We start from the raw sequence: 16,230 nt of genomic DNA on the forward strand, positions 1-16,230 counted from the left end.
CCCCATCAACGTCGATACCAGGAGCACAACTTCGTGAGCGGAATCCTGGACGGGAAGACCGTCCTCATCACGGGCATCATCACCGATGCGTCGATCGCCTTCCACGCGGCGGCCATGGCCCAGGAACAGGGTGCGACGGTGATCATCACCGGCATCCCCGAGCGGCTCCGGCTGATCGACCGGATCGCCAGGCGGTTGCCGAAGGAGGTGCCGCCGGCCATCGGACTCGACGTCACCAACGAAGACGACCTCGACGCGCTCGCCGGCAAGCTCACCGAGCTGGCACCGCAGGGCATCGACGGCGTGATGCACTCGATCGCCTTCGCGCCCCGCACCCTGATGGGGCCCGAGGCCAAGCCGTTCCTGGAGGGTCCGGGGCCCGACGCCGCCAAGGCCTTCGAGATCTCGGCGTGGAGCTACGCATCGCTCGCGCGCGCCGTGCTGCCCGCCATGAACGAGGGCGGCTCCATCGTGGGCATGGACTTCGATCCGCGAACCGCCATGCCGTATTACAACTGGATGGGTGTGGCGAAGGCCGCACTCGAATCGGTGAACCGCTATGTCGCCCGCGAGGTGGGCAACGCCAAGAACGTCCGCTCGAACCTGGTGGCCGCCGGGCCGATCAAGACGCTCGCCGCCAAGGCCATCGCCGGAACCGCGACCGACGATGCCAAGCAGCTCACCATGCTCAACGAGTACTGGGACGGTGCCTCGCCCATCGGCTGGGACGTCGACGACCCGACCGTGGTCGCGAAATCGGTGTGCGCGTTGCTCAGTGACTGGCTGCCCGGTACCACCGGGTCGATCGTCTACGTCGACGGCGGAGCCAGCCACAACACCTGGTTCCCGGAGGGCATGACCTCCGGCTCATGAGCTCCTCAGCCGCAGCGGGTGGATCGGCGACGGCCGGGTCCGAGCCCTTCGACGCCGTCCTGTTCCTGTCGTTCGGCGGGCCGGACGGCCCGGACGATGTGATGCCGTTCCTCGAGAACGTGACGCGGGGTCGCGGAATCCCTCGTGAGCGACTGGAATCCGTGGCCGAGCACTACCTGCACTTCGGGGGTGTCTCGCCGATCAACCGCCTCAATCTCGAGATGATCGACGCCCTCCGGGCCGAACTCGACCGGCGGGGCCTCGATCTGCCGGTCTACTTCGGCAATCGCAACTGGCACCCGATGGCCGAGGACACGGTGGCGCAGATGTACCGGGAGGGGCACCGCCGCGTGCTGGTGTTCCCGACGTCGGCGTGGGGTGGCTACTCGGGGTGCCGCCAGTATCACGAGGACATCGATCGCGCGTTGACCTCGCTGACGCGCGCGGTGCCCGCGGCGACGGACCCCGACTCCGCGATGTTGCTGCGGAAACTGCCGCAGTACTGGTCGCACCCGGCGTTCGTCGCCGCCGGTGCCGACGCGGTCCGCCGGGCCATCGAGTCGCTGGGGCCGGGCGACGACGCGCCGCGGCTGGTCTTCACCGCCCACTCCGTGCCGGACTCGGCCGATGCGGCATCGGGCCCGGCGGCCGAGGGCGGGCACCTGTACTCACGTCAGGTGATGGCCGCCTCGCAGGCGGTCGCCGATGCCCTGGGCATCACCGACTTCGACCAGGTGTGGCAGTCGCGGTCGGGGCCCCCGCAGGTCCCGTGGCTCGAACCCGACATCTGTGATCATCTCGAAGACCTTGCCGCACGCGGAATCCGGCGGGTGGTCGTGTACCCGGTCGGGTTCATCTCCGATCACCTCGAGGTGATCTGGGACCTGGACAACGAGGCGGCAGAGGTCGCCGAACGTCTCGGCATGGATTATGCGCGCGCAGGCACCGTCGGACCCGACCGGCGGTTCATCGAGATGATCGGTGAGTTCGTCGAGTCGTATGCGGGCGGCGGGGGCGATCTGACCGCCATGGGCTGCGCGGACAACGGCCGCACCTGCCGGGAGAACTGTTGCGTGCCCGCGGCCCGTCCGGGATCGGTCGGGCGCCCTCCCAGTCGGTCGTGACCCCGCTGAACGGACGCATCTTGTCGTAACGATTGGGTCACAGATAGGGTCAAAACGTGATCCTCATCTCAATCGAAATGCGACTCTCAACGGGTACGTGGCCGAAGAGGGGCACGACCGTCTGAGAGGAATTGCCATGGCTGAAGGACCCATCGAACTCGAGATCGACTTTCTCGGACCCATCCTCGACATCCTCGGAACCGGTTCGGCCGACAGCGGCAGCGATACCCCGACGTAGGACTAGATTCGCCGTCGTGGTGGGTTGCAAGTTCAACCCGCCACGATGGTGGTTCTCCGACATATACACATGTCGATGACGATGGTCCGAGTACTCGCCGCCGACGATCTCGAATCCGCGATCGAACTGTTGGCGAGCTCACTCGACGACATTCCTCTGTACCGCTGGGTTCTGGGTGAACACATCGGCGATCTCGCGCTTCGGAGATGGCTCGCCGAGATCCTGGTCCGCCCTTTCGTCGATGCCGGATGCGTGGTCGGCGCGCATCGACAAAAGGGACTGGTCGGCATCCTGGTCTGGCGAGCGCATGACGTCGCCTTGTCACCGGAAGGAAAACCTCCGCTGGTCCCGGCGGACTTCGCGGCCGTCGCAGCGGTCCCCGGGTTGCGCGAGCGCACGATCCAACTGTTGACCAGTACTCGTCTCCCCCCGCCGGCCGAAGACGCCGTCGATCTGCGGATCGCGGCCGTGATGCCCGAGGCCCGCGGCGGCAGTGTTCTGACCGAATTGATGGGCGAGGTGGAACGCTTCTGCGTGTCGGCTCTCCGCCCGTACTATGCCTGGACCGGTTCCGAACGGCTGCGCGACTGGTTCGTGCACGAATGGGGTGCGGCGCCGTTTGCAACGGAGAATCGCAACGGGCTCGAGCTCTACGGCGTCGTTTCCGAACGCCCCCCACGAATCCGGGGGCAACGCACCGCCTGACTCAGCGCCGCTGCAGTTCGACGATCGTCTGGTTCACCGCGGCGGCCCGCGCCGTCCGGGCGAGCGTCTGCAGACCGCGTAAGGCCGAGTCACCCGAATCCCATTGGCCCGCACTGTCCCCGATCTCCGCATTGCGCAGGTTCGCCAGGTCGACGATCGCCTCCACCTGCGCGGCCGTGTCGATGAGCCGCGTCGCGCGCGCGTCCAGAGCGTGTGGCGGCATCGTCACCCGGTGACGGGCGGTGAGCGTTGCCAGATGCGCGCGCAGGTCGGTCGCATCCACGGCCCGGCGCCCGTTGAGGCCCCCGATGATGGTCGCCGCGTCGCGCACCGCCTGTCGTAACTCGTGTTCGAGGTCGCCGGCCGAGGGTCCCGCGGACACCAGGTGGCCGAGGTCGAGGGGCGCGTCGTAGCGGTACACCGTCCACCGGCAGGTGAGATGGCGGGGGTCGTCGCCGAGGGCGTCCAGATGGTCGAGGGACACCTCGGGGACGAGTGCGAGGGTGCCGGAGGCCGATTCGTCGTCGACGAGCATCACCTCACCCGCGAGCAGCGCCGCCGACGTGGCCGCGTGTGGGGGGAGTCCCTGTGGGTCGCCGGTGGAGGGAAGCCGGACCAGGAGGCCCCGTGCCGGTCGGAGCAAGCCGAGCAGATCGAGCACACCGTTCGCGGAACCATGTGCTGCCGAACCCGATTCGCCCGCTGTGGAGGTGGGGTCCCATCTGACCTCGTGCCGGTCGGCGGATTCGGCCAGCGCCTCGATCACGTCATCGGGGGAGCAGCGTCCGGCCAGCCACGCCGCCGACCACGCGCCGAGGGCACATGACGGCCACGCAACCGTGGACGCGAGGATCTCACTGCGTTTCATGGGGCTTCACCGCTTGTCATCAAGAGGCCAGGATACCGGCGCCGATCTGGGCGAGCCGGGCGTGGCAACCGGGATCGTGACCTCCGGACGAATACGGTGTGTGCGCTGCGATGCGAGGGACCGATCGACAAGGTGGTGCGCTTGATGGATGACCGATACGGACGCGATGTGCTGTCCCAGCCCCGTCGGGCCAAGCCCCGTCCCACCGAGGTCGCCGCGGAACGGGACCTCGTCGTCGAAGATGCCGCGACCGGATTCTGCGGTGCCGTCGTCGGCCTGGAGAAGAGCTACTCCGGGGACCTCGTCCGCCTCGAGGACCGGCGAGGTCAGACCAGGGTCTTCCTCATGCACCCCGGTGCCTTCCTGATCGACGGCCGCCCGGTGACGCTCGTCCGTCCCCGGACGCGAGGACCCCAGCAGCCCGCGATGACCGCATCGGGTTCCCGGGCCGCGCCACGCACCAGGGCCCGGACCGCGCGCGCGAGCCGCATCTTCGTCGAGGGCGTGCACGACGCGACCCTGCTCGAGCGGGTGTGGGGCGACGATCTGCGCGCCGAGGGCGTGGTCGTGGTCAGTCTCGACGGTCTGGACAACCTCGACGAGGCGCTCGCCGACTTCGCACCTGCCCCACACCGGCGTGCCGGGGTTCTCGTGGACCATCTGGTCGCCGGTTCGAAGGAAGCGAACCTGACCGCGTCCGTGGGCGAACACGTCCTCGTGTGCGGGCATCCGTACATCGACGTCTGGGAGGCGGTGAAGCCCGCCTCGGTGAAGATCGACGCCTGGCCGCGTATCCCCCGTGGGACCGACTGGAAGACCGGCGTCTGCGCGGAGCTCGGCTGGGGTCACCCACGCGACGGGTGGCGGCGGGTGCTGGGCGGGGTCAGCAGCTTCCGCGATCTCGAGGTCGACCTGCTGCGGTCCGTGGAGGAACTCATCGACTTCGTGACCGCCGCCGAGGAGCCCAGGTGACGGTGTCGGCCCGAGCTCGATAACGGCCCGAGCTCGATAACGGCCCGACCCCGTCCGCGGTGCGGCCTGCGGTTCGGTCATCTCTGGCAGACTGGACGCATGAGCGCCCTCCTGTGGCTGGCGGCCGCGATCGTCCTGGTGGTCGCGGAGATGTTCGGTGGCGAACTCGTCCTGCTGATGCTCGCCGGCGGCGCGCTCGCCGCCGCGGGAGTCGACGTGGCCTTCGATCCGCCGCTGTGGGTGGACGGGCTGGTCTTCGCCGGGGTGTCGGTGCTGTTGTTGGCGGCGGTGCGGCCGATCGCGCGGCGGCACTTGCTGAATCGTCCGGCGGTGCTCATGAACACCGAAGCACTCGAGGGTCGTCCGGCGGTGGTGACCGAGCAGGTCGACGCCCGTGACGGGCGGGTCAAGATCGGCGGCGACGTGTGGTCGGCCCGAGCCATGGACCCGACCCAGGTGCTCGAACCCGGAACCCATGTGACCGTCGTGGAGATCGACGGCGCAACCGCGGTGGTCTGGCGCGCCTGAGCATCCGCGCGCCGGAGACCGGAAACGACGAAGCTGGAAGGTGACCATGGAGTACGAGATCTTCGGTCTGATCGTCTTGGTGCTGCTCGTGCTGTTGGTGGTGGTGGTGGTCGTCAAATCGGTCGCCCTCATCCCGCAGGCCGAGGCCGCGGTCATCGAACGGCTGGGCCGGTACACCCGTACCGTTTCCGGCCAGTTGACGTTGCTGCTGCCGTTCATCGACCGGATCCGGGCGCGTGTCGACGTCCGTGAGCGGGTGGTGTCGTTCCCGCCGCAGCCCGTGATCACCGAGGACAACCTGACGCTGTCGATCGACACCGTCGTGTACTTCCAGGTGACCAATCCGCGTGCGGCCGTCTACGAGATCGACGACTACATCGCCGGCGTCGAACAGCTCACCATCACCACGCTGCGCAACGTGGTCGGCGGCATGACTCTCGAGGAGACCCTGACGTCACGCGATTCCATCAACGGCCAGCTTCGCGGGGTCCTCGACGAGGCGACCGGTCGTTGGGGCCTTCGGGTCGCCCGTGTCGAGCTCAAATCGATCATGCCGCCGCCGTCGATCCAGGAGTCGATGGAGAAGCAGATGAAGGCCGACCGCGAGAAGCGCGCGACGATCCTCTCCGCCGAGGGTCAGCGGGAGTCGGCCATCAAGACCGCCGAGGGCAACAAGCAGTCGCAGATCCTCGCCGCCGAGGGTGCCAAGCAGGCCGCGATCCTCGCCGCCGAGGCCGAACGCCAGTCGCGCATCCTGCGCGCGCAGGGTGACCGTGCGGCGTCGTATCTCAACGCCCAGGGCGAGGCGAAGGCGATCGAGAAGACCTTCGCCGCGATCAAGGCCGCCAAGCCGACCCCGGAACTCCTGGCCTACCAGTACCTGCAGCAACTACCCGAGATGGCCAAGGGCGAGGGAAGCAAGGTGTGGGTGGTGCCCTCCGACTTCGGTTCGGCGCTCCAGGGTTTCGCGAAGTCCTTCGGAGTCCAGGGCGACGACGGGGTGTTCCGGTACGAGCCGGTCGACTCGCCGCCGTCGGAGATCGACGAGTCCGAGACCGAGGATTGGTTCTCACTGGCGTCCGATCCCAAGGTCGCGCAAGCCGTCGCCGAGGCCGAGGCCGTTGCCCGCACACCGGTGGCGCCCGAGATCACCTCTCGCGCGGCGCGAGCGTCCCGGCATGCGTCACCACTCGTCTCCGAGCCCGCCGAACTCGCCGACACCGGCTGGGTCCCGCCCGAGCAACCGGAATCCGCGCCGACCGAACCCTCCTGAACGACGCGGCGGATCAGTGGGTGAGGAGGTGTTCGATGCCGGCCATCCCGACCGCCCACATCACCGAGGCGAAGGTGCCCATGATGAACTGCTCGGCCGCATTCGCGGCACGCAGTTCCGGGTAGCGGGCGAGGCTCTTCACCGCCAGGATGATGGCGAGGCCCTCGGGCCATCCGGCCATCAGAGTCGTCACGACCGCGAGACGTTCGAGGTAGCCGATCACCCGTCCGCCGCGTAGGGGACCGGCGTCACCGTTGTCGCCCGGGCGTTCCGTGCCGGGACCGTTCGGGTCGTCGGACCCGGGGTCGTCGGGGCTGGTGGAATCGGGGCTGGGGGAGTCGGACTCGGGAGCAGGACCGTCCGCGGAGTCCGGAGCTGGGGCCGGGCCCGGCTGCCCGGCCGTGCCGACCCCGCCGGCCACCAGCACCGCTCGCACGACCGGGCCACCACCGGTGATCGCCGCCAGTGCGGCGACGACCGGAGCCGCCGACGCCGGCAACCCGGTGATCGGTCCCGCCGCGGCAGCCAGGACGGCAGTTGTGCCGGCCAACACGAGGAGCCCGGTGGCCGCGATCAGACCCAGACGTCTGGTGGCCTCGACCGACGCCCGGTCGCGTGTCCGTCGGGTCACGACGATCCAGAGCGGTGCTGCGAGTGCGGTGGCGATGAGGAAGGCGAGCGCGGCGGTGGTCACTTCGTTCTTCCGTTCTGCTCTTTTCCGTTCTGTGTCTTTCCGTTCTGGGGTCGACGGTCTGCCTCGGCGAGTGCGTCGGCGACGAGGTCCAGGGAGTCGGACTCGAGATCCCATCCCGCGGCGCGGAGTCGCTGACTCATCGCCTGGGGCGTGATGTCGAGTCGGGCGGCGGCCTCGGCCTGCGTGAGGCCGCGTCGCATCAGCCCCACCGCCTCCTCGCCCGCGGCGCTCCGGCCGCTCATCACGTCGGCGATGAGCCGCCCCGCGGTCTGGGCGTGGCGGCACCACCGCTCGTGCGGGCCGCGGACGCAGAGCGGGATACGTTGGCGTTTGGCGGCCTCGACCGCGTCGCGCGCGTGGATGAATGCGGCGCCGCGGCCCGCTCGCGTCGATGCGGGCAGGGGCTCGTCGACCGCGCCGGTCCCGATACCGACACTCCAGTGTCCGTCCGCGGTCAGCTCCAACGCGATCCGCGCCGTCACGGCGGGATCGTCGAGGATGCCCTGGATCTCGTCCCCTGCGGTGCGTTCGAAGCGGCGCACGGTGTCGACGGAGTCGAGCAGGGCGAGCGCGGCGCCCACGCGGTCGACGTCGCGGCGACTGCCTCGCTGATCGACGGTCATGACGAACATCGGTAAAGCCTAAAGCCTTGATTCACAAGAATCAAGGCTGAGAACTAGATGGGATCAGCTGTGGGGGCTTGATGAGCAGCAGATCAAGGTTCTGTACTTGTCGCACCGTCCGCTGCCGAACGCCCCACCCGGGACACCGGCAGCCTGGAATCGAGCACCAGTCCGGCGATCCCGACGGCGAACAACGCGCCGCTGACCACCAACTGCAACGGGTGGGTGTCTCCGGTGAGTGAATCCCCGAGCATGACCACGGCTGCGGTCCCCGGGGCCATGCCGATGATGCTCGCGGCAGCATAGGGCAGCGGCCGCACCGACGACAGCGCCGAGCAGTAGTTCGCCACGGAGAACGGACAGGCGGCGATGAAACGCAGCGAACCGACCGCAAGCCACCCCCGACGTTCCAGTCGGTACTCCACCGACTTCACGACCGGCTTCTTCAGGTACGGCTGGACGCGGTCCCGCCCGATGGCCCGGACCAGGGCGAAGGCGGCGACGGCCGCGATCGAGGACGCGATCATCGCCCCGGCGAACCCGACGAGCGGGCCGAAGAAGATCCCGGACATGACGGTGAACGTCGACCGTGGGATCGGCGCGATGGTGATCACCGCATAGGAGAGGAAGAACAGCCACACGAACGACGGGCCGAGGTCGTCGCCCCAGGCCCGCACACTCGCGACCGACGGCAACGGCACGAAGTACGACGCGGCCAGAACTGCGGCGACGAGCGCGATGCCCAGCAGGGCCCGACGCACGACCCGACGGTCGAATCGTCGGCGACGGCCGGCGCCGGCAGCCGGTTCGTCGAGGGATTCGGTCCCGATCGGGTCGGCGATGTTCTCGCTGACTGTGGATGGATCGGGCACCCGGACACTCTACTCTGGACCCCGCGGCGGTCAGGGTCTGCGAGTGTCCCACGTCACGCCCACCTCGACACCGGGCCGAGCGAGCGATCGGCTAGTGTCTTGTACGCGCTCATCACAGTGCATTGACGGAGGTGTGCTTCCCCACATGCCACAGCAAACTGACCAGCCCAATTCCGAGTCAGAACTCGATCATGCCTACCAGGCCTGGTCTGCGGCCGCCGCGGCCGTTCTGGCGAAGTCGCGACGCGTCGACGTCGACGAGCTGCCCGATACTCCCGAGGCGCTGCTCTCGACCGACACCGCCGACGGGCTGACCATCCGGCCGCTCTACACCCGACGCGACGAGATCGCCGAGCCCGGCCTTCCCGGCCGGTTCCCGTTCGTCCGCGGCGCCGACCCCGCCCGGGACGTCACCACCGGGTGGCGTGTCACGGAACGATTCGGCGACGACGCGACCTCACCGGCGGACCTCAACGAGCTCGTCCTCGAGGCCATGGCCAACGGCACCAGCGGTTTGTGGCTCTCGGTGAGCAGGCCCGCCGACGGGCTCGGGATCGACGACCTCGCGACCGTGCTGAACGGTGTCTACCTCGATCTGGTCCCGGTGACGCTCGATGCCGGCACCGAGGGGATCGCCGCCGCGCGCGAACTCGTGGCTCTCAAGGAGAAGGCGCAGGCCGCGCCGGTCGCCGCCGCACCCACGGCCGCCACCGTCCACTCCTTCGGATTGTCCCCGCTGACCGCGGCGTTCTCCGGCCGTCCGACCGTCGATCCGGATGAGGCGACCGCCCTCGCGGCCTCCGGTCTGCCCGTCGGGGTGCGCACGTTCCGCGTCGACGGAAGCGACTTCGCCACCGCGGGCGCCGACAACGGACTCGAACTCGCGCTGACCGTCGCCGCGGCCGTCACCCATCTGCGCGACCTCACCGCAGCCGGTTTGTCGCCCGAGGCGGCCCTGGGCCAGCTCACCTTCGGTGTGTCGGCCGACGACGACCAGTTCGCCACCATCGCGAAGTTCCGTGCGCTCCGCAAGATCTGGGCGCGGGTCGCCGAGGTGGTCGGCGCACCCGAGGCCGGCGGCGCGCTGACGCACGGCGTCACCGATCTGTCGATGTACTCCCAGCGGGATCCGTGGGTGAACATGCTGCGCAGCACCATCGCGGCGTTCGGTGCAGGCGTCGGCGGTGCCGATCAGCTCACCGTCCTGGGTTACGACGCGACGATCCCGGCCGACAAGCGCACCTCGAGTGCGTCGTTCTCGCGCCGCATCGCGCGCAACACCCAGTTGTTGTTGCTCGAGGAGTCCAACATCGGACGCGTCCTCGATCCGGCCGGTGGTTCGTGGTTCGTCGAATCGCTGACCGACGAGATGGCCACCAATGCGTGGACGGTGTTCACCGAGGTGGAGGCTGCGGGTGGGTATCGCGCAGCCCTCGACACCGGCTGGATCGCCGAGAAGGTCGACGCCTCGCTCGCCCGCCGCGACACCGAGGTCGCCCATCGCCGGATCTCGGTGACGGGCGTCAACGAGTTCCCCAACATCGACGAACGGGCGCTCTCGGAGACGCCGGGGGCTCCCGCCTCCGCGGCCACCGACGTCGTGACCGGCACCCCGAGGCTGGCCCGCATCGGCCGTGCCTTCGAAGCCCTGCGGGATCGTTCCGACGTCGTCCTCGCCGAACAGGGCGCGCGGCCGTCGGTCCTGCTCATACCGTTGGGCAGCGTCGCCGAGCACAACGGGCGCACCACGTTCATCGCGAACTTCCTGGGGGCCGGCGGCATCACCGTGGTCAACCCCGGACCGCTGACCGCCGACAAGATCGGTGACGCGGTGGCCGGTGCGAGCACCCCGATCGCGGTGCTCTGCGGCACCAAGGCGCGCTACGCCGAGGAGGGCCCCGCGGCACTCGCCGCCGCTCGGGCGGCGGGATTGTCGAAGGTCCTGCTCGCCGGGCCGGACAAGGAATGGCCCGACGCAGACGACCGTCCGGACGGATCACTGCGAGTCGGCATCGACGCGGTGAGCACTCTGGACGATCTCCTCGATCAGCTGACCTCAACGGCGGGAGCGACGGCATGACGCAGACCGAACCCACTCTGTCGCAACCGGAATCGGTCCAGGGCGACCCCGCCCGGGCGATCCCGAACTTCGCCGGGGTCCCGCTGACCGGTGACGCGCCGGTCGCCGAGCCCGGCTCCGGCGCGACGGTCACCGAAGAACTCGCGTCGGCGCACGGCTACTCGGTGGACCAGGTCACCTGGAACACCCCTGAGCAGATCGACGTCACGCCGGTGTACACCCGTGCCGAGCGCGACGCCGTGCTCGACGACGCCGAGCATCCGTACCCGCTCGACTCGGTCCCCGGCGCGGCGCCGTTCATCCGCGGGCCCTACCCGACGATGTATGTCAATCAGCCGTGGACGATTCGCCAGTACGCCGGCTTCTCGACCGCCGCCGAATCCAACGCCTTCTACCGCCGTAACCTCGCGGCCGGCCAGAAGGGACTGTCGGTCGCCTTCGACCTCGCGACCCACCGCGGGTACGACTCGGACCACCCGCGCGTCGCAGGCGACGTCGGCATGGCCGGTGTGGCCATCGACTCGATCCTCGACATGCGTCAGCTCTTCGACGGCATCGACCTCGGCAGCGTGTCGGTGTCGATGACGATGAACGGCGCCGTGCTGCCGATCCTCGCTCTCTACGTCGTGGCCGCCGAGGAACAGGGTGTGCCGCCGGAGAAGCTGGCCGGGACCATCCAGAACGACATCCTCAAAGAGTTCATGGTCCGCAACACCTACATCTATCCGCCGAAGCCGTCGATGCGGATCATCTCGAACATCTTCGAGTACACCAGCCAGAAGATGCCGAAGTTCAACTCGATCTCCATCTCCGGTTATCACATCCAGGAAGCCGGTGCGACGGCCGACCTGGAGCTGGCCTACACCCTCGCCGACGGCGTCGAATACATCCGCGCGGGCCTCGAGGCGGGTCTGGACATCGACAAGTTCGCGCCGCGCCTGTCGTTCTTCTGGGGCATCGGCATGAACTTCTTCATGGAGGTCGCCAAGCTGCGGGCGGCGCGTCTGCTGTGGAGTGAGCTCGTCGCCGACTTCGAGCCGAAGAACTCGAAATCGCTGTCGCTGCGCACACATTCGCAGACCTCCGGATGGTCGCTGACCGCCCAGGACGTGTTCAACAACGTGGCCCGCACCTGCGTGGAGGCGATGGCCGCGACCCAGGGGCACACCCAGTCGCTGCACACCAACGCCCTCGACGAGGCGATCGCGCTGCCGACCGACTTCTCGGCGCGTATCGCCCGCAACACGCAGCTGCTGCTGCAGCAGGAGTCGGGGACCACGCGCCCGATCGATCCATGGGCCGGTTCGAACTACGTCGAGTGGCTCACCCATCAGCTGGCGCAGAAGGCGCGCAAGCACATTCGCGAGGTCGAAGAGGCCGGCGGTATGACGCAGGCCATCAACGAGGGCCTGCCGAAGCTGCGTATCGAGGAAGCCGCGGCACGAACCCAGGCGCGCATCGACTCGGGCCAGCAGCCGCTGGTCGGCGTGAACAAGTACCAGGTCGCCGACGACGAGGAGATCGAGGTCCTCAAGGTCGAGAACTCCAAGGTGCGCGCCGAGCAGCTGGAGAAGTTGGATCGGCTTCGCGCAGAGCGTGACTCGGCAGCAGTCGATGCGGCCCTGGCCGATCTGACCCGCGCTGCCGCGTCATCCGAAGGTGGTCTGGAGAACAACCTCATGGCGCTGGCCATCGAGGCCGCGCGTCACCAGGCGACCGTCGGCGAGATCTCGGAGGCACTCGAGAAGGTCTATGGTCGCCATCAGGCGGAGATCAAGACGATCAGCGGGGTGTATCGACATGAGGCGGGCGAGGTGAGCAACATCGACGCGGCCATCGAGGCCGTCCGACAGTTCGCCGAGGCCGAAGGCCGGCAGCCGCGTGTCCTCGTCGCGAAGATGGGCCAGGACGGTCACGACCGCGGCCAGAAGGTGATCGCGACCGCCTTCGCCGACCTCGGCTTCGACGTCGACGTGGGCCCGCTGTTCGCCACGCCGGAGGAGGTGGCCGCCCAGGCCGCCGACAACGACGTGCACGTGGTGGGTGTGTCGTCGCTGGCCGCCGGGCACCTGACGCTGGTCCCCGCCCTGCGGGAGGCGTTGAAAGAGGTCGGCCGCGAGGACATCATGGTGGTCGTCGGCGGTGTGATCCCGCCCGGTGACTTCGCCGAGCTGTACGAGGCCGGCGCCGCCGCGATCTTCCCGCCCGGGTCGGTCATCGCCGACTCGGCCGTCGAACTCATCGGCAAGCTGGCGGACACGCTCGGCCTGGAGCTGCCCGGGGCGACCGCGAGCTGATGGCGGTCCAACCTCGGCGTCCGATCGACGTCGACGCGCTGGCCGACGCCGTGCTGGCGGATCGCCGTGCCGACCTGGCGCGCGCGATCACGCTCGTCGAGTCCAAGCGCGCCGACCATCGCGCGGCCGCGCAGGAACTGCTCCTGAAGCTGACCCCGCACGCGGGCAAGTCGTTCCGGGTCGGCATCACCGGTGTGCCGGGCGTCGGCAAGTCGACGACGATCGAAGCACTCGGCATGCACCTGCTGGAGCTCGGTCACAAGGTCGCGGTGCTCGCCGTCGATCCGAGTTCGACGCGTACCCGCGGCTCGATCCTCGGCGACAAGACCCGCATGGGCCGGTTGTCGATGTCCGAGAACGCCTACATCCGCCCGTCGCCGACATCGGGCACGCTCGGCGGCGTGGCCAAGGCCACCCGCGAGAGCATCGTCCTCGTCGAGGCGGCCGGCTTCGACGTCGTGCTCGTGGAGACCGTGGGCGTCGGCCAGTCCGAGGTGACGGTCGCCAACATGGTCGACACGTTCACGTTCCTCACCCTCGCCCGCACCGGAGATTCGTTGCAGGGCATCAAGAAGGGCGTCCTCGAGCTCGCCGACGTGGTCGTCGTGAACAAGGCCGACGGCAAGCATCTCACCGAGGCGAAGAGCGCGGCACGCGAGCTCAAGAACGCGCTGAAGCTGATCTATCCGCACGACGCGCTGTGGATGCCGCCGGTCCTCACGATGAGCGCGATCGAGAACACCGGGGTGGACGAGTTCTGGAAGACCGTCGTGCGGCACAACGAAACGCTCACCGAGGCGGGGGAGTTCACCGCGCGCCGCAACCAGCAGCAGATCGACTGGACCTGGGCGATGGTCAACGACATCGTGCTGTCCCGACTCGGTGATTCGCCCGCCGTGCGCGGCATCCGCGGCGAGGTCGAGGAGCAGCTGCGTGACGGGTCGCTGACGCCGGCGCTCGCGGCCCAGCGCATCGTGGACGCGTTCGACGAGCGCTGAGCTGACGTTCAGGCCAGCAGCGGTGCCAGCGTCTCGCCGAGCAGCGAGACACGTCCCGCCACATGGCCGTTGGCCGGTGCGTTCACCGTGACGCCGTCGACCCCGGTCGCGAGGATGTCGGCATAGCGGGCGGCGACCTCGTCGGGGTCGCCGACGATCGTTGACCCGCGGCGCACCTCGGCTGCCGGTGTGCGCTGCAGGTAGGCCTCCAGCTCGGCCGCGGCCTCGTCGGCGGTGGGAGCCACGCACGCCGACGTCTGCACGGTCACGGTGATCTCCGAACGGTCCCGGCCGAGCCGTTCGCAGTGTTCGGCGAGGGCGTCGAGTTTGCGGGGGATGTCGGCGGGTGCGCACAGCAGGTTCGATTCGTCGGCGTATTGCGCGACCATCCGCAAGGTCTTGCGTTCGCCGCCGCCACCGATCATCACCGGGATCTTCGACAGCGGCGCCGGCACATTGAGGGCGTCGGCTACCCGGTAGCGCTTGCCGTCGAGGCTCGGTGCCTCCCCGGCGAGCATGCCGAGGATGATCTGCAACGCCTCCTCGAGACGCTCGAACCGGTCGGTGAAGGTCCCGAACTCGTATCCGAGGGAATCATGTTCCAGCTCATACCATCCCGCGCCGATGCCGAGTTGGGCCCGACCGCCGGAGACGACGTCGAGTGCCGTGACCGTCTTGGCGAGCAGGGTCGGGTTGCGATAGGTGTTGCCGGTGACCAGAGACGACAGGCGCACGGTCGAGGTGTGCTGGGCGAGTGCCGCGAGCAGGGTGTAGCACTCGATCATCGGATCGCCGGGCTCGCCGAGCATCGGCAGCTGATAGAAGTGGTCCATCACGAAGACGGTGTCGAAGCCGGAGTTCTCGGCTTCTTGCGCCTGCGCGACCACCGTGGGGAACAACCGGTCGGCGGCGACGCCGGGGTAGGTGAAGTTCGGGATCTGGTAACCGAGTCGAGTCACCTGTTCAGACTAGTCCCGCAGACTCTCCCGGCGCGGTGCCGACGATGTCGAGTGCGCGGCCGCGGGCGAACGTACCGATCGTCTCGATGAGCTCGTCGAAGACCGCCTCGATGTCGGTCGACGTCGCGATGCGCGCGTTCGGACCCGACGGGGACATCCAACGTTCGTCGGCAACCGTCATCCCGCGTGTCAGCGTGCCGGTGAGTTCGACGGCCACACGGGCGGGGCGGGTCATCACCGTGTCCGGCGCGAGCGCGACGAGCGTGGCGAACGGATCGTGGAGGTGGGCGATGTACCCCTCGTCGTGATCGTCGTGGAACTCGAAATAGAAGCGCAGTGCATCGACCAGGTGCCGGATGATCTCGTTGCCGGTGGCGGACCGGAGTCCCCGTTCGTCGGCCGGATCCGGGCACTCGACCGGCGTGCTCCCGGCGGCCGCGGCGAGTCGTACGACGTGGTCGGGTGTCAGGACGACCGATTCGGTGAGGTCGAGTGCGCACACGATGGGTCCGGGAGCACCGCCGGTGCCGAAGGCGGTGAACACCTCTGCGGCGGCCTCCGGGTCGACGGCGACGTTCCATTCGGAGGTGGGCGTCGTGTTGCCGTGGGTATGGAATGCGCCACCCATGATCACGAGCCGTCGCAGGCGTGCGGGCAGGGTCGCGTCGCGGCGGATCGCCGTGGCCAGCGAGGTGAGCGGGCCGGTCACGAGGCCCACCAGCTCGCCGTCGTGTGCGCGCGCTGCCTCGATCCACGCGTCGGCGGCATCGACAGGGCTCGCGGCGATGGTGGGGGTGGGCAGCTCGGCGTATCCCACGCCGAGCGGTCCGTGCGTGTCCTCGGTCGTCATCAGGTCGGCGACCAGGGGAGTGGCCGATCCTGTGTGGACGGGGACCTCGGGCCGTCCACACAGTTCGAGCCAGGCGAGGTTGTTGGCGGTGACCACGTCGACGGGCACGTTGCCGGCCGTCGATGCGATGCCGACGAGATCGACGTCGGCGCGCGCGAGCAGATAGATCAGCGCGAGTGAGTCGTCGATGCCGGTGTCGCAGTCGAAGAACAAGCGCTGGGTCACCCCACAATTGTGCCGGTCCGGCCCGAACCGCACATCACCACCCCGACCGGC

General features: G+C 68.8%; 15 protein-coding genes. 9 read left to right on the forward strand and 6 right to left on the reverse strand.

Translation table 11 applies throughout. The features are described from left to right. Positions 1-33: 33 nt before the first annotated feature. The 3 genes from inhA (at position 34) to MAY35_RS16405 (ending at position 2,940) form a co-directional block, all read left to right on the forward strand. Positions 34-873 carry an NADH-dependent enoyl-ACP reductase InhA gene (gene inhA / locus MAY35_RS16395; RefSeq protein ID WP_238422366.1) on the forward strand — a complete coding sequence of 280 codons (840 nt, stop codon included), beginning with the start codon at positions 34-36 and terminating at the stop codon, positions 871-873. Next, complete coding sequence (locus MAY35_RS16400; protein WP_238422367.1) at positions 870-1,997, forward strand: ferrochelatase; 1,128 nt, start codon at positions 870-872, stop codon at positions 1,995-1,997. Before inhA ends, MAY35_RS16400 begins: the two co-directional genes overlap by 4 nt. 313 nt (positions 1,998-2,310) lie before the next feature. Next, entirely contained in the window at positions 2,311-2,940 is a 630-nt protein-coding gene (locus tag MAY35_RS16405; protein ID WP_238422368.1) for a hypothetical protein, read from the forward strand. 1 nt (position 2,941) lies between these two features. Here MAY35_RS16405 and MAY35_RS16410 read toward each other — a convergent pair whose 3' ends face one another. Continuing rightward, positions 2,942-3,808: a serine/threonine protein kinase gene (locus tag MAY35_RS16410; protein WP_238422369.1), complete on the reverse strand. Its 867-nt coding sequence runs from the start codon at positions 3,806-3,808 to the stop codon at positions 2,942-2,944. A 144-nt stretch (positions 3,809-3,952) separates the two neighbouring features. On the opposite strand from MAY35_RS16410, the gene MAY35_RS16415 reads away from it, so the two are divergent. From MAY35_RS16415 to MAY35_RS16425, 3 genes are all read left to right on the forward strand, one after another. After that, positions 3,953-4,780, forward strand: coding sequence for a DUF3097 domain-containing protein (locus MAY35_RS16415; protein ID WP_238422370.1), 828 nt, complete (start codon positions 3,953-3,955; stop codon positions 4,778-4,780). A gap of 99 nt (positions 4,781-4,879) precedes the next feature. Continuing rightward, positions 4,880-5,308, forward strand: coding sequence for an NfeD family protein (locus MAY35_RS16420; protein ID WP_238422371.1), 429 nt, complete (start codon positions 4,880-4,882; stop codon positions 5,306-5,308). Positions 5,309-5,354: 46 nt separating this feature from the next. Beyond that, positions 5,355-6,581: an SPFH domain-containing protein gene (locus MAY35_RS16425; RefSeq protein WP_238422372.1), complete on the forward strand. Its 1,227-nt coding sequence runs from the start codon at positions 5,355-5,357 to the stop codon at positions 6,579-6,581. 13 nt (positions 6,582-6,594) lie between these two features. On the opposite strand, the gene MAY35_RS16430 is transcribed toward MAY35_RS16425, so the two are convergent. The 3 genes from MAY35_RS16430 to MAY35_RS16440 form a co-directional block, all read right to left on the reverse strand. Continuing rightward, positions 6,595-7,275 (reverse strand): hypothetical protein, encoded by a 681-nt coding sequence (locus MAY35_RS16430; protein ID WP_238422373.1) that lies wholly within the window; start codon positions 7,273-7,275, stop codon positions 6,595-6,597. After that, positions 7,272-7,907: a hypothetical protein gene (locus tag MAY35_RS16435; RefSeq protein WP_238422374.1), complete on the reverse strand. Its 636-nt coding sequence runs from the start codon at positions 7,905-7,907 to the stop codon at positions 7,272-7,274. The genes MAY35_RS16430 and MAY35_RS16435 overlap by 4 nt, the downstream gene beginning before the upstream one ends. Positions 7,908-7,990: 83 nt before the next feature. Continuing rightward, the gene (locus MAY35_RS16440; protein ID WP_238422375.1) at positions 7,991-8,770 is read right to left on the reverse strand and encodes a TVP38/TMEM64 family protein; all 780 of its coding nucleotides are present in this window, start codon (positions 8,768-8,770) and stop codon (positions 7,991-7,993) included. Between the two features lie 145 nt (positions 8,771-8,915). On the opposite strand from MAY35_RS16440, the gene MAY35_RS16445 reads away from it, so the two are divergent. Genes MAY35_RS16445 through meaB form a run of 3 tightly spaced genes read left to right on the forward strand, consistent with a single transcriptional unit; the run spans position 8,916 to position 14,145 of the window. Then, positions 8,916-10,850, forward strand: coding sequence for a methylmalonyl-CoA mutase family protein (locus MAY35_RS16445; RefSeq protein WP_238422376.1), 1,935 nt, complete (start codon positions 8,916-8,918; stop codon positions 10,848-10,850). Then, positions 10,847-13,147 (forward strand): methylmalonyl-CoA mutase, encoded by a 2,301-nt coding sequence (gene scpA, locus MAY35_RS16450; protein WP_238422377.1) that lies wholly within the window; start codon positions 10,847-10,849, stop codon positions 13,145-13,147. Before MAY35_RS16445 ends, scpA begins: the two co-directional genes overlap by 4 nt. Then, complete coding sequence (gene meaB, locus MAY35_RS16455; RefSeq protein ID WP_238422378.1) at positions 13,147-14,145, forward strand: methylmalonyl Co-A mutase-associated GTPase MeaB; 999 nt, start codon at positions 13,147-13,149, stop codon at positions 14,143-14,145. Before scpA ends, meaB begins: the two co-directional genes overlap by 1 nt. Before the next feature lie 8 nt (positions 14,146-14,153). Here the strand turns inward: meaB and MAY35_RS16460 are convergent, their stop codons facing one another. Then, positions 14,154-15,104, reverse strand: coding sequence for an LLM class F420-dependent oxidoreductase (locus MAY35_RS16460; protein WP_238422379.1), 951 nt, complete (start codon positions 15,102-15,104; stop codon positions 14,154-14,156). A gap of 4 nt (positions 15,105-15,108) precedes the next feature. Further along, positions 15,109-16,179, reverse strand: a complete 1,071-nt coding sequence (locus tag MAY35_RS16465) for a nucleoside hydrolase (protein WP_238422380.1) — start codon at positions 16,177-16,179, stop codon at positions 15,109-15,111. Between the last annotated feature and the right edge of the window lie 51 nt (positions 16,180-16,230).

Source organism: Gordonia sp. 'Campus' (assembly GCF_022206305.1).
Taxonomy (GTDB): domain Bacteria; phylum Actinomycetota; class Actinomycetes; order Mycobacteriales; family Mycobacteriaceae; genus Gordonia.